Genomic DNA, 13585 nt, shown 5'->3' on the forward strand with positions numbered 1-13585 from the left:
TGTCAATGCGACACTCCCCCTCCGCCCCGACGTGCATCGCAAGGATTTTCATGAGTTCCGTCCCGCCCCGTCCTCGCAAGCATTTTTCGATGATCCGCGACTTCCGCCTGGCGGATTTCTTCACGCTGGGCAACGCGGCCTGCGGCGTTGCGGGTGTGCTGCTGGCCATGGCCTACGTGGGCCGCGCTGACCTGACGCACTTCTATGTGGCCGCGCTGATGGCGCCGTTCGCGTTCGCCTTCGACGTGGCCGACGGCCGCATCGCGCGGTGGCAGCAGACCCATTCGGCATTCGGCCGCGAGCTCGATTCGCTGGCTGACGTGATCTCGTTTGGCGTGGCGCCGGCCGCCTTGGGGTATGCCGCCGGCATGACGGGCGGCTGGGATGCGGCGGCTCTGATCTACTTCGTGTGCTGCGGCGTGGGGCGTCTTGCCCGCTATAACGTCACGGCCGAAACGCTTTCCGAAGGCGCCGACAAGGTGCCGTATTTCGAAGGCACGCCGATTCCCACCAGCGTGGTGCTGACCGGCGTGCTGGCCTTCGCTGCGTGGCAAGGGCGCATCGGCGACCAGCTCTATCTGGGAGCGTGGACGATCGGTCCGTGGCAACTCCATCCCCTGGCATTGCTGTTCGTGTTGTCGGGTTCGCTGATGATCAGCAAGACCTTGCGCATCCCCAAGTTGTGATTCGTACCCTGTTCGCACTGCGTCATGTCGTGGCGGGACCCGTGGCCGGCACGATGCTGCGCGGTCTCGGCCTGACCGCGGTGGCGGGCGTCGTGCTGGCGCTGGCTGCCTGTGGCCGGGGTCCGGAAGGCACGGCCGAAGTCAAAGTGGACGAGACCGCCGCGGCGGGCGCGACCCGGGCGACGGCAGCGGTATCGGGGTCGGGAAGCTTCGCGGCCGCGTCTTCCAAGGGGACGCCGGTGTCCACTGCGGGGCCTGCTTCCGCAAGCCCGTCCGGTTCGTCTGGCACGCCGTCGAACGCGTCATCACTGGCCGGTTCGTCCGTCAGGAAGCCCTCTGGCAAACCGGCCCCCGCCGAGCGCCAGACGCCGTTGCAACTGACAACCATCGCTCCACCTGTCGTCATGAAGGGCGAGATCTTCCCGCTGGACTTCACGTTGAACGCGCTGCCCGATGCGGGCAGCTTCGTGCCGCCCACGGTCGACGGCCTGGAGATCACCACGGGGTTGGGCGAATTCGCCACGCAGACCGATGCGCAGGGTGAGCACGCGTCGCTGCGTACCCATGCCCGCTTCATGAAGACCGGCGTGATCACCTTGCCCCGCGCAAGGATCGATGTGCAGGGGACACCGGTCTATGCGGGTGAGATCAAGCTGGAAGTGATCGACAAGGTGACGGTGGCGCCCGGCGACATCCGCCTCGAATGGAAAGCGGACCGCACACGCGTCAAGCCGGGCGATCCTGTCACCTTGCGCCTGATGCTGTATTCGCGGCACAGCGTGCGCCCGGTGAACAAGCCGGCGCCCCGGGCGGCGGACGGACAGTCCGACGCGCTTGCGGGCGCTGCGGACATCGACACGGCGTCCGGCGTGCCGGGGCTGGCCAAGGCGCTCGCTGCCCACTTCGATATCGTTGACAGTGACATCGATCCGATGGCGGACAAGACCTTGACCCAGGTGGCCGGCAAGCGCTACTACGAGCGCACGATGCTGGTTCTGTCGCTCAAGGCCGCACGCAAAGGCAAGGCGGTCGTTGCGCCGGGCCAGATGCCGCTGATGGTGGTGACCGCGCAAAGCGGGTATTTCGCGGCGCTGCGCGGCGACCCGCAAGCCATGGCGCGCTTTCCTACGGTCAACGTGAAAACAGCCGGGCTGACGCTGCGCGTCGAGTGATCGCAAGGCCTCGCCGACAGGTGCGTGGTGCTAGCATGCCGGCTTGACGTTCTTCAGATCCGACCATGAGCATGCAACCCAAGAATCCTTTGCATGGCGTCACCCTCGAAGCCATGCTGGTCGCGCTGCAGGCCCACCATGGCTGGGACGGCCTGGCCCAGCGTGTGGACATTCGTTGCTTTCGCAACGATCCCAGCATCAAGTCCAGCCTGACCTTTCTGCGCCGCACGCCGTGGGCACGCGAAAAGGTCGAAGGCCTGTATCTCGATCTGATGCGCTGAACGGATGCAATGCACTGACCTATCCCTTTGACTTGCGCCTTGGGCGGCACGCTGCCGTCCTTCGGCGCGGTTTGCCCGACAAGGACCCCCATCGCCATGTCCCGCCCGACTGATTCCGACGCTGCTCCCTTCGATCACTTCGTTGCTTTGATGTGGGCAGGTGCTGGAGGCGCCCCGGCATGGCTAGCCAAGGTCCAGGCCACGGGCGATCAGCGGATGCCGTCCGCATTTCACGCGACCGACTTCGCGGCGGCGGCGATCGGTGCGGCGGGCCTGGCACTTGCGGAATGGCAGGCGGCGCGGTCGGGCAAGTCATTGCATGCAGCGTCCGCCGTCAAGGTCGATCGCCGTCTTGCTTCCCTGTGGTTCACCGTGTCGGTGGATCCGATCGGTTGGGAACTGCCGCCTTCGTGGGATGCCGTCGCAGGGGATTACCGCACGAAGGACGGCTGGATCCGCCTCCATACCAATGCCCCGCATCATCGCGCGGCGGCCATGGCAGTGCTTGGCGTGACCGATACGGAACACGATCCCGCCGACCGCGCCAAGGTCGCGGCAGCCGTTGCGACCTGGTCGGCAGACGCCTTGGAAACCGCTGTCGTCGAACGCGGCGGATGCGCTGCCACCATGCGGTCGGTGGCGCAGTGGGCCGCGCATCCCCAGGGCCGGGCCGTTGCGGGCGAACCCTTGCTGCATTGGCATGAACACGCGCAGCCAGCCGCTGCAGGCAATGCGTCCGAGCCGCATCGGCCCGCCCGATCCAACGCGCCGGAACCCGTCCACCCGACAGGTCGCGCCGCGCGGTCCGGCCCCGACTTCGACCCCGCGCGTCCGCTTGCGGGCATCCGTGTGCTGGACCTGACCCGGGTACTGGCCGGCCCGATTGCGACCCGTTTCCTGGCGGCCTATGGCGCCGAGGTGCTGCGGCTCGATCCGCCCTGGTGGAAGGAGCCGACCCATGAGCCCGACGTGACGCCCGGCAAACGCTGCGCGCGCCTGGACCTGTCCGATACCGCGGGCCGCGCGCGCTTCGAAGCCCTGCTGGCCCAGGCCGACGTGCTGGTGCACGGCTACCGGTCCGACGCGCTCACCCACCTGGGCTTCGACGCCGCCACGCGAGCGCGGCTGTGCCCCGGGCTGATCGACGTGTCGCTCGATGCCTACGGATGGACCGGCCCCTGGCAGCATCGCCGCGGCTTCGACAGCCTGGTCCAGATGAGCAGCGGCATTGCCCATGCCGGCATGATCGCGGCCGGCGCCGACAAGCCCGTGCCGTTGCCCATGCAGGCGCTGGATCATGGCACTGGCTACCTGATGGCGGCGGCGGTCTTGCGTGGCCTGACGACCCGGTTGCGCAGCGGCCACGGCGCGGAAATCCACGCGTCGCTGGCACGGACCGCAAAGCTGCTGGTGGATGCCACGGTGCATGACGCCACGACGGGCAAGGTCCCGGCTCCTGTCGCATCGACCGCCTTTTCCGAACGCAGCCCGGCCGATCTCGATCCCGCCTCCATCGATACGGTGTGGGGACCGCTGCAGCGCCTGCGCGCGCCCGTGGTCGTCGACGGTGCCGCCATGGCGTGGGACACCGCGCCAGTACCTCTGGGAAGTTCGGACCCGGTCTGGCGCGGGTAAGGCGCTGCCGGATCCCTCGCCCCGCCTGTGCACTTGCGCCGTCAGCACGCTTCCCCATCGGCCTCTGCGCCCCGCATCATCGGTGGCGTCCTCAACCCGCCTCCGCCGCCCACTGCACCGCGTCCGCGCCCGCCGGAATACGCAGCGGCGCGGCCGGATCGGTCGCCGCTTTCCATACCGCCTCGGCCACGTCGCGGGCATGCGTGCCAGGGCCGATCGACGCCATCATGCGGGCAATCGTCTGCTTCATGAAGTCCCCATAGACCGGGTCGTCCATGCCTTGAAGATGGTGATGCGCAGTCTCCCTGAAACGCGTCTCGCCCGAGGACCCGGGAAGCACCAGGTGCACACGAATCCCGAATGGCGCAACCTCGCCGGCCAGTGACTCGGTCATGGCGTTCACGGCCGCCTTGGCCGCGCGATACATGCTGACCAAAGGCAGTGGCTTGAGCGTGACGCTGGATGTCACATTCACGATCACGCCCGATCCGCGCTGCCGCATGTGCGGCAATACCGCCTGCGTCAGGGCGGCCGTCCCGAAGGTGTTGGTGTCGAACAGCTGGCGCACCGTTTCCATCGGAGTCAGCTCGAACGGCGCAGGGGCGCCGAAGCCGGCATTGTTGACAAGTACATCTATTGGCCCGGCCGCCGCGACGGCCCGTGCCACGCTGGCCGGATCGGTCACGTCAAGCGGGATCACTTGCAGCGCGTCAGACGCCGGCAGCAGATCTTCGCGAGGCGTGCGCATGGTTGCAATGACCCGCCAGCTGCGATCAAGAAACAGGCGGGCGGTGTCCAGGCCGAAGCCCGAGGAGCAGCCGGTAATCAGAACGGTTTTCATGGATGTGCCTTCGTGTCGTTGGAGTGCTGTCACGATAGGCCGTCAAGGCCGTACTCGCTACAATCCTCCGTCCATATAACATTTGCGGGAGTCCGGTCATGGTGGATCCGCTTGCCGAAGTCGTCACGCTGCTGCAGCCCGCGGCTCGGTTCTCCAAGCATGTGGCCGGAGCGGGCGCGTGGCGGATTCGGCGCTCGGACGCCGGGCAGCCGTTCTACTGCGTCGTGCTCGAAGGGGGTGCCGGCTGGCGCTGGATGACGCTGATCCCGTCGTGCTGCAGGCAGGCGACTTCGTCCTGGTTCCGGCGGCTTTCGGCATCGCCATGTCCAGTCTCGCGCCGCCGCCCGCGCATGGCGACACCTTGCCCGTTGCGCTGGGCAACGGGCACTTTCGCATCGGCGATCCCGAGGGGCCGGCGGATCTGCGCATGCTTGCGGGGCACTGCAGCTTCGGCTCGCCCGACGCGGCGCTGCTGGTCGCGCTGTTGCCCCGGTTCGTGCACGTTCGCGGCGAATCCCGCCTGGCAATCCTGGTTGAACTGGTGGGTGACGAAACGCGTGAGCAGCGGCCCGCGCGTGACGTCGTGCTCTCGCGTCTGCTCGAGGTGCTGCTGATCGAAGCCCTGCGATCGGCAGCCGGTACGGCGGCGTCGCCGGGCCTGGTGCGCGGGCTGGCCGATGTCCGCCTGTCGGCCGCCATCCGGGCCATGCATGCGCAGCCCGCCCGGGACTGGACGGTCGTTGATCTTGCCAACGAAGCGGCGCTGTCCCGGTCCGCCTTCTTTGAACGTTTCAACAGAACGGTCGGCGTCGCGCCAATGGCCTACCTGCTTGCCTGGCGCATGGCGCTTGCCAAAGACCTGCTGCGCCGCAGGCAGGGCGGCATGGCCGAGGTCGCGGAACGCGTTGGCTACAGCTCCGCAAGCACGTTCAGCGTGGCGTTTGCCCGCTACGTCGGGCGGCCGCCCAGCCAGTATGCGCGTGAGCAGTATGCTGAAGACCATCGGGAATCCGCAGCCGGCGTACTGCCCTGACTTTTTTCGAGTGAAGGGAATAAGCGGGCATCGGCATCCGTCCATGCCCCGTAGTTCCCGGTTTCAACGCGCTCTTTCACGCACGAACCACTTCATAAAGAGACCATCATGCGTATCCGTCTGCTTCCCGCCCTGACGCTGGCCATCGCGTCCTCGTTCGTCTCGCTTGCCCATGCCCAGGCGCCCGTCAAGGTGTCCGACGGCGTCCTCGTGACATCGGCCGGCATGACGCTCTACACCTTCGACAAGGACGTCGCCAACAGCGGCAAGAGCACCTGCAACGGCCCATGCGCCACCTTGTGGCCGCCCGCCATGGCCGCCGCCAACGCCAAGCCAGAAGGCGACATGACCATCATCACGCGCGACGATGGCGCCAAGCAGTGGGCTATCAAAGGCATGCCGCTGTACACCTACGCCAACGACAAGAAGGCCGGTGACAAGACGGGCGACAACTTCAAGGAAGTCTGGCACGTCGTCAAGAAGTAAGCGCCGCAAGTCCACGATCGCGGGTCCGGTCGCGTATTCCCATGCGTGCTCAAGACGAGGCGAACCTGGTCGCGTGCATCCCCAGCCTGCGCCGCTATGCGCGCGGGCTGACGGCTGACCGCGACCGGGCCGACGACCTGGTCCAGGACACGCTCGAACGCGCGTGGACCCGTTTCCCGCTGTGGCAGAAACGCGGCGAACTGCGCGCCTGGATCTTCGGGATCATGCACAACCAGTTCATCGACCAGTTGCGTGCACAGCGCAGCCGGCCCGACGACGTGGCCAGGGAAGATCTGCCCGAGCAGGCCGCGCGCCCGACACAAACCGATGGCCTGGAAGTGCGTGACCTGGACCGCCTGTTGCAGCGTCTGCCGCCCGACCAGCGTGAAGTGCTGTTGCTGGTCGGTGTCGAAGCGCTCAGCTACCAGGAAGTCGCACAGGCACTTGGCGTGCCGATCGGCACGGTCATGTCGCGGCTGTCCCGCGCGCGAGAGCGCCTGGGTGCCGCCTTGGAAGACCGTGATGCGCCGGGCCGGCTGCACCGGGTCAAATGACGATGAAGCACGTTCCTCCTTCTCCTTCGGCCTCAGCGACTTCGGTGCCGGGACCGGCATCCGGATCCCCGACGGGGCCCGGATCAAGCCCCCTATGCCGCCCATCACCGAAGCCGATCTGCATGCCTGGGTCGACGGTCAACTGGCACCTGCACGTCACGCCGAAGTCGATGCGTGGCTTGCTGACCAGCCCGAGGCCCGTGGGCGTGTCGAAGGCTGGCAAAAACAGAATGCCCTGTTGTGCGAACTGCTCAATCCCGTGCTGCATGAACCGCTGCCCTTGCGATTGCCGTTAAGGCGTGAACCGTCGTCGTGGGCGTGGCGCAGTCTGGCGGCGGGGGTGGCGATTGCGGCGGTCAGTGCCAGCATGTCGTGGGTCGCACGCGGTTGGCTGCAGAGCCCGCCCGATGCGTCGCGGGTGGCGGGCGGCATCTCGCAGTCGGTCGAACCGCAGCCAGGGCCATCACAAGTGGCCGACGCGTTGCCGGGCTTTGCCCACCGCGCTGCGATCGCGCATGCGGTGTACAGCCCCGACGCACGCCGTCCGGTCGAAATCGGCGGCGACCAGGAACAGGCGCTGGTCACCTGGCTGACCAAACGCATGGGCGCCGACGTCAAGGCGCCCGCCTTGAGCACGCTCGGATATTCGCTGGTTGGGGGCGTCTGCTGCCTGGCGGCAGCGGGCCGGTTGCGCAGTTCATGTATGCGTCTGAAGCCGGTCAGCGGCTGACGTTGTACGTGACGCCAGAAGGTGCTGGCGAAAGCTCGTCCTTCCGCTTCGGGCGCGAAGGCAACGTCAACCAGTTCTACTGGGTCGACGCCCGGTTTGGATATGCCTTGTCGGGCGCCGCGGATCGCAGCGAATTGATGCGCGTGTCGCAAGAGGTGTATCGGCAGCTGGATCGTGGGGATGCGGGTGGGCCGCCACCAGCGGCGCCGGCGTCGGGTCGCTAGCGCGCCTCAGGTCATCCGGCCTGTTCCGGTAGCACTCGGTCGCATTCCGGCGCACGCCGGGTGGCAGCGGCATTCCGGCTTTGACGTATCCTTTTCGGCTTGAGGGCGGTTGCGGCCGCGCCCGCCCGACGTCCTTGCCCGCGCCCCGCGCCGGCCGCCCACAGGAACCCCGCATGAGCCAGCTCTTCTCGCCCCACGACCTGGGCCGATTGTCCCTGAAGAACCGCATCATCGTCTCGCCCATGTGCCAGTACTCGTCCGTCGATGGCCTGGCCAATGACTGGCACATGATCCACCTGGGTCACCTCGCCCTATCCGGCGCGGCCGCCATGTTCACCGAAGCCGCCGCCGTCGAGCCCGAAGGCCGCATCACCCCGGGCGACCTCGGGCTGTACGACGACGCGACCCAGGCGGCGCTGGGCCACGTTATCGACGCAGTGCGCCGCCAGACCGACATGCGCCTGGGCGTGCAACTGAACCACGCCGGCCGCAAGGCCTCGACGGCTGCGCCCTGGGACGGCGGCAAACGCATCGGCGCCGACGCGGGGGCTGGCTGCCCTGCGCGCCCTCCGCCGAGTCGTTCACCCAGGGCGATCCCGTGCCAACCGAACTCGACGCTGCGGGCATGCTGCGCATCAAAGAAGCCTTCGTGGCATCGGCCCGCCGCGCCCATGCGCTTGGCCTCGATATGGTCGAAGTCCACGCCGCTCACGGCTACCTGCTGCACCAGTTCCTGTCGCCCCTGTCCAACCACCGCACCGACCCGTATGGCGGCTCGCTTGCCAACCGCCTGCGTTATCCGCTGGAGGTGTTTGCTGCCGTGCGCGAAGCCTTCCCGCAAGACAAGGCCGTGGGTGTACGCGTGTCCGCCACCGACTGGGTCGACGGCGGATGGGACCTGGCCCAGACCCTGGCCTTTGCCGAACAGCTGCGCGAGCTGGGCTGCGACTTCATCGACGTCTCCAGCGGCGGGCTGACGCCGCATCAGCAGATCGTTGCAGGTCCCAACTATCAAGTGCCCTTCGCAGCCAGCATCAAGGAAACGACTGGCCTGCCCACCATCGCCGTCGGCCTGATCACCGAGCCCGAGCAGGCCGAAGCCATCATCGCCACCGGCCAGGCCGACGCGGTAGCCCTGGCCCGCGCGATGCTCTACGATCCGCGCTGGCCCTGGCACGCCGCCGCCAGGCTCGGCGCCCAGGTCGATGCGCCCAAGCAGTACCACCGGTCGCAGCCACGCTTGCTGAAGCACCTGTTCAAGGATCTGCCGGAGTGAAAGTCCTGTTGCGCCCCGGCCGGAGCGCCCCGCACTGACATGGAATTCGTGCGCCAACGTATCGAAGCGGCGGTGCTCGGCATCACCATGCCCGGCCAGACCATCGACTACCTCCACCCGCCCGGCGACCCCGGCCTGTTCGGCCCGCACTCCATGGCCTGGCAGGTGCATGGCGACTTCACCGCCATGCTCGCCGGGGGCGTGTCCGCATTGATGTTGCAGATGCTCCACCCGGCAGCGCTGGCCGGCGTCTGGGACCACTCCAACTTTCGTGTGGACATGCTGGGGCGCCTGCGCCGCACCGCCCGCTTCGTCGCCGCCACGACCTACGCAAGCCGGCAGGACGCCGATCACCTGATCGACCACGTTCGCCGTATCCACGCCTCGGTCAGCGGCACGACGCCGGCCGGCCAGGCCTATTCCGCGTCCGACCCGCATCTGCTGACATGGGTCCATGTGGCCGAGGTGTCGTCGTTCCTGGAGTCCTTCCTGGTCTATCGGCAGCCGGACTTTCCCGTTGCCGCGCAAAATCAGTATCTGAGCGAGATTGCGTTGGTCGCCGAGCGCCTGGGCGCGCGCAACGTGCCGCGCACGGTTGTGGACCTGCGCAACTACCTGGAAGGGATGCGGGGTGAACTCGTCAACGACGCGCGCACGCAAGAGACCTTGCGGCTGGTGTTGACCGCCCCCGCGCCGGGGCCGCTGGCGGTGCCGTTCGTCAGGTTGATGATGCGCGCGGGGATCGATCTGTTGCCTGGGTTCGCGCAAGAAATGCTGGGCGTGCGGCCGCTGGGGCGGGTGCGTCAGGCGGCGCTGCGGCAGTCCGTCCGGCTGGCGGCGCAGCCGCTGCGATGGGCCGTGCGTAACGGGACGGTGCATCGGGCGAAGCGTAGGGTCGGGGTGGAGTGAATTGCGCCGCTGACGCGAGCCATGTCCTATGGAAGGCGCCCGCCCTGTTCGGACGCCTGCCCCCCGCAGCGTGGCCCACGCTCAGTTCATGGATACCGTCGTGTCCCCCGCGCCCGCCACACACCCCTCCGCCATCGGCGTCCACCCCTGATGCCTCACCACGCGCCCGCCGCTGTGACACAACTCCATCCGCTTCGCCTCCGGATGGCGTTCCCGCACGAACCCTTCGATACTCGCCGGCAAGCTGATCCTCAGCTGCAGTGCCTGCCGGTCTTCCACCGGGTGATCGTCCAGATGCAAGAGCGGCACGAAACCGGATGCAAACATCAACCAATGTGATCCGACGTTGACCGGCTCGGGCGCATACCCCGCCGCAAGCAACCAATCCTGCGTGCGTTCGCGCAATCCCTGTCCCCACGCCAGGCCGCCCCACGTCGCGCCCAGCATCTCGATCACCCATTGATTGCAGTTCTGATACCGCGTGCTGTAGGCGTAAGCGTTGGCGCTGTACTGCGCGGCCAGCAGCTGCAGCGCCAACGGTGTGTTGCGTGACGCGTCGCGCAGGGTGTCGGCAGCGCCTTTGGGCAGGCTGACGATCGAGATGTAGCCCACGTCGGGATCATCCGTGCCCATGACGAAGCCGGCGATGCCCTGGTCGAAGATGCGTGGGTAGCCTTCGTTGCATGCGTAATACAACTGTCGCGCGGACCAGATGCCGGTGTCGCTGCGCCAGGCGATGGCGGAGTGGGAATAGCGGATGCCGAAGCCGGACAGGTCCAGTCCGGAACGGCTGATCAATACGGCGTCGTCGCCGGTGGCGGCCAGGGCTTCGCGGACCACGGCGGAGAAGCGCAGCAGCTTGTCCTGCTCGGTGGCCGTCAGTTCATGACCACGGTCACAGAAGGTGGACGCCGCGAACAGTGCGTCGGTGGGGCCTGCGATCGCGGCCGTGCTGCCGACGCTGCCGGCGAGCACCAGCAACGCTGAAAGCAACGACCCAAACGATAAACGAGGCGATGACCGAAGCAACCGCCCGTGCACCCCACGCGCGCCCGGCAGCACCCGAGCCCACAGCCTGCCCAACACCCAACGCCGCCAAGCATGCAACGTAGCGATCCCACCCACCGCGATCACAGAATGACGACGGGGCGGGGCGCCAGTTCGTCGAACCAGTCGTCGGCCAGCACCAGATAAAACGCTTCCTGCGTGTCGCCGCGCGCGAATTCATAGCCGTACACCCGCTTGTGCGCGCTGACCATGTCGCCCTGGCCGAGGTTCTGCTTGGCGAACGTGTCGGCAGGCAGTTCCAGTGTCAGCCGCTTGCCAGGCTCGTCGGCCTGCATCGTAATGCGCACGTAGTCGGGCCGCGCCGGTGCCTGCGCGACGTCGACGATACGGTAATCCCCCTCGGCCGATTTCTTCTTGTCGTCGGACGAGCTGTCGCTGGATCCCTCGGACGAATCCGAAATGCTGCCGCTCGACGCCGATCCGGCGCTGGATGCGGAAGAGGCGAAACTTTCTGCGTGGACGTGGAACGTGGCAGCCAGGCCGACCGAAAGGGCGGCAAGGCGCAGGGCAAGGTGCAAGGTCATGGAGGATGTCTATGGTGAAGGCGTCGATGGGCAACGAAAGGATGAGTTCCTGACAGCCCTTGGCATTATGCCCGGCCAATCGCAGGTCATGCGACAGCGCCGTTGCGCCAGCCCCGAAAACCGCGTCACAGGAACGACACAGACCGTCATTCCGCACGCTTGGCCAGCACCGCAGCGCACCGGGAGCCACCAAGCCGAGCCCTTCGGCACACATACCAGTGTTGTCATCCCTTGCATGGTTTCCGCGTCGTACGTCTTCTAGACTCGGCATGCGTCGGGCTCCGCGCGCCCTTGCGGTATGCGGTGCCCGGTCGCCACCATAAAAACGATTTGCGGAGACACAACCATGATCATCGAACGCCTGCTCGTCGCGGCGGGCTGCCTGCTGGCAGCCACCGTGGGCCATGCCCAGACCGCCACGTATCCCAACAAGCCCATCCGCCTGGTCAACCCTTACGGTGCGGGCGGTCCGGTCGACACCATTGCGCGCGAAGTGTCGGCGGCGTTGTCGACCGAACTGGGACAGCAGGTGATCGTGGACGTGAAGTCGGGCGGCGGAACGGTGATCGGCGCCAATGTGGTCGCGAAGTCGCCGGCCGATGGCTACACGCTGCTGCTGGGCACGCAGGCGCCGCTGATCGTGCAGCCGGCCATCAACTCGCAACTGCCCTATGACGCGGTCAAGGACTTCGTTCCCGTGGCCATGTTCGTGACGGTTCCGGGCATCATCAGTGTCCCGGCCGATAGTCCGCTCAAGTCCTTGAAGGACCTGGTGGATGAAGGCAAACGCCAGCCGGGCGCGATCAACTATGCGTCGGCGGGTAACGGGACAGGGTCGCATCTGGGCGGCGAGCTGTTCAATCAGTTGACGGGCGCGAAGCTCGCCCACGTGCCGTATCGCGGCGCGGCGCCGGGCACGATTGCGCTGCTCGGGCATGAGGTGCAGGTGGGCTTCGTCAATATCACGCCGCAACTGGCGCACCTGGAAGCGGGCCGCCTGCGCGCGCTGGCCGTGACCGGGTCGGCGCGGTCGACTGCCTTGCCCAATGTGCCGACCGCCGCGGAAGCCGGTGTGCCGGGACTGGTTGCCGAGTCCTGGTATGGCCTGTTTGCCCCGGCCGGTACGCCGCCGGCTGCGCTGGCCAGGCTGGCGGGCGCCATGGAGAAAGTCATGGCGCAACCCGCGTTGAAAGCCAAGCTGGGCGAGCAGGGCGCCGAAATCACCTATATGGGTACCGACGCATTCACCACCTATCTGAGTGAAGACCGCAAGCGGATGTTGCCGCTGATCAAGGCCATCGGCCTGAAGCAGGGGTAACGGATGATCCCCATGAATGCGACCGCCCGATACGTTGTCGAACGCAACGAACAGCATGACGGCGTCAACCATCCGGTGCGCATCGAAGTCCAGGCGCAGGGCCAGGGCCTGCTGGTCGTGATCCTGCCGTCGCTGGGCCGCGCAAGTGACGAGTTCGATCACATCGCGGCGTCAGTGGCCAAGGCTGGCTACCGCGTGCTGCGGCCGGCGCCGCGCGGCATCGGGGGCAGTGACGGGCCGCGTGTAGGGGTGTCGCTGCATGACCTGGCTGCCGATGTGCTGGCGGTCATCGAGGCTGAACGTGCCGGCCCGGCCGTGATCGCGGGGCATGCGTTCGGCAACTGGATCGCGCGGGTGGCCGCTGGAGACCGCCCGGACCTGGTTCGCGCCGTCATGATCCTGGCCGCCGGGCCGCGCAAGGTGGCACCCCTGGCGATCCAGGGGCTGGAGCATTGCCTGGACCTGAGCCTGCCCGGGGCGGAACGCCTGCACTGGTTGCAGACCACCTTTTTTGCAAAAGACAACGATGCCTCGGTCTGGCTGGACGGCTGGTATCCCGACGCCGCGCGCCTGCAACGCGCGGCCAAGGCCGTGACGCCAATTGAAGGCTGGTGGGCGGCGGGCGGCGTGCCCTTGCTGGATGTGTGGGCGGCGGAAGATGCCTTTGCACCCGAGGGCAGCGGATGGCGGCTGGCTGATGACCTGGGCGACCAGGTCATCAGCGTGCGCATCGCGAATGCGGGCCACGCCTTGATTCCGGAGCAGCCGGAGCAGGTCGCGCAGGCGATGGTGGACTTTCTCAAGCAACTGCCGCACACCGGGCCAGGGCCGGCTCCCTGAGCGGCCTT

12 protein-coding genes and 3 pseudogenes are annotated in these 13585 nt (G+C 67.2%); 12 read left to right on the plus strand and 3 right to left on the minus strand.

The features are described 5' to 3' along the window. Window positions 1-50 precede the first annotated feature (50 nt). The 4 genes from ACNANG_RS13525 to ACNANG_RS13540 all read left to right on the plus strand — a co-directional run bounded on the left by ACNANG_RS13525 (window position 51) and on the right by ACNANG_RS13540 (window position 3774). Window positions 51-686 (plus strand): CDP-alcohol phosphatidyltransferase family protein, encoded by a 636-nt coding sequence (locus ACNANG_RS13525; protein ID WP_420223392.1) that lies wholly within the window; start codon window positions 51-53, stop codon window positions 684-686. Then, on the plus strand, window positions 683-1858 hold the full coding sequence (locus ACNANG_RS13530; RefSeq protein WP_420223393.1) for a hypothetical protein: 1176 nt from the start codon (window positions 683-685) through the stop codon (window positions 1856-1858). Before ACNANG_RS13525 ends, ACNANG_RS13530 begins: the two co-directional genes overlap by 4 nt. Window positions 1859-1923: 65 nt before the next feature. Continuing rightward, a complete protein-coding gene (locus ACNANG_RS13535; RefSeq protein ID WP_420223394.1) occupies window positions 1924-2139 on the plus strand; it encodes a VF530 family DNA-binding protein in 216 nt (71 codons plus the stop codon). Window positions 2140-2235: 96 nt separating this feature from the next. Beyond that, window positions 2236-3774, plus strand: a complete 1539-nt coding sequence (locus ACNANG_RS13540) for a CoA transferase (RefSeq protein WP_420223395.1) — start codon at window positions 2236-2238, stop codon at window positions 3772-3774. 91 nt (window positions 3775-3865) lie between these two features. Here the strand turns inward: ACNANG_RS13540 and ACNANG_RS13545 are convergent, their stop codons facing one another. Then, window positions 3866-4615, minus strand: coding sequence for an SDR family oxidoreductase (locus ACNANG_RS13545; RefSeq protein ID WP_420223396.1), 750 nt, complete (start codon window positions 4613-4615; stop codon window positions 3866-3868). A 98-nt stretch (window positions 4616-4713) separates the two neighbouring features. Between ACNANG_RS13545 and ACNANG_RS13550 the strand changes: the two are divergent. The 6 genes and pseudogenes from ACNANG_RS13550 (at window position 4714) to ACNANG_RS13575 (ending at window position 9827) form a co-directional block, all read left to right on the plus strand. Further along, window positions 4714-5648 (plus strand): annotated as a pseudogene (locus ACNANG_RS13550) (AraC family transcriptional regulator). Window positions 5649-5756: 108 nt separating this feature from the next. Then, window positions 5757-6134: a hypothetical protein gene (locus tag ACNANG_RS13555; RefSeq protein ID WP_420223397.1), complete on the plus strand. Its 378-nt coding sequence runs from the start codon at window positions 5757-5759 to the stop codon at window positions 6132-6134. 41 nt (window positions 6135-6175) lie between these two features. Further along, a complete protein-coding gene (locus ACNANG_RS13560; protein ID WP_420223398.1) occupies window positions 6176-6688 on the plus strand; it encodes an RNA polymerase sigma factor in 513 nt (170 codons plus the stop codon). Window positions 6689-6782: 94 nt separating this feature from the next. After that, window positions 6783-7642, plus strand: a pseudogene (locus ACNANG_RS13565) (anti-sigma factor family protein). Window positions 7643-7815: 173 nt separating this feature from the next. Further along, window positions 7816-8918: pseudogene (locus tag ACNANG_RS13570) on the plus strand (NADH:flavin oxidoreductase/NADH oxidase). Window positions 8919-8957: 39 nt separating this feature from the next. Beyond that, window positions 8958-9827 (plus strand): oxygenase MpaB family protein, encoded by an 870-nt coding sequence (locus ACNANG_RS13575; protein WP_420223399.1) that lies wholly within the window; start codon window positions 8958-8960, stop codon window positions 9825-9827. 81 nt (window positions 9828-9908) lie between these two features. Here the strand turns inward: ACNANG_RS13575 and ACNANG_RS13580 are convergent, their stop codons facing one another. Then, window positions 9909-10820: a DUF2145 domain-containing protein gene (locus ACNANG_RS13580; RefSeq protein WP_420223400.1), complete on the minus strand. Its 912-nt coding sequence runs from the start codon at window positions 10818-10820 to the stop codon at window positions 9909-9911. A 137-nt stretch (window positions 10821-10957) separates the two neighbouring features. Further along, window positions 10958-11419, minus strand: a complete 462-nt coding sequence (locus ACNANG_RS13585) for a hypothetical protein (RefSeq protein WP_420223401.1) — start codon at window positions 11417-11419, stop codon at window positions 10958-10960. A gap of 346 nt (window positions 11420-11765) precedes the next feature. On the opposite strand from ACNANG_RS13585, the gene ACNANG_RS13590 reads away from it, so the two are divergent. Both ACNANG_RS13590 and ACNANG_RS13595 read left to right on the plus strand, forming a co-directional pair. Beyond that, a complete protein-coding gene (locus ACNANG_RS13590; RefSeq protein WP_420223402.1) occupies window positions 11766-12737 on the plus strand; it encodes a Bug family tripartite tricarboxylate transporter substrate binding protein in 972 nt (323 codons plus the stop codon). 12 nt (window positions 12738-12749) lie between these two features. Beyond that, window positions 12750-13577: an alpha/beta fold hydrolase gene (locus ACNANG_RS13595; protein ID WP_420223403.1), complete on the plus strand. Its 828-nt coding sequence runs from the start codon at window positions 12750-12752 to the stop codon at window positions 13575-13577. Window positions 13578-13585 lie beyond the last annotated feature (8 nt).

Origin of the sequence: Pigmentiphaga litoralis (genome assembly GCF_048632615.1) — a bacterium.
Lineage (GTDB): Bacteria > Pseudomonadota > Gammaproteobacteria > Burkholderiales > Burkholderiaceae_B > Pigmentiphaga > Pigmentiphaga litoralis_B.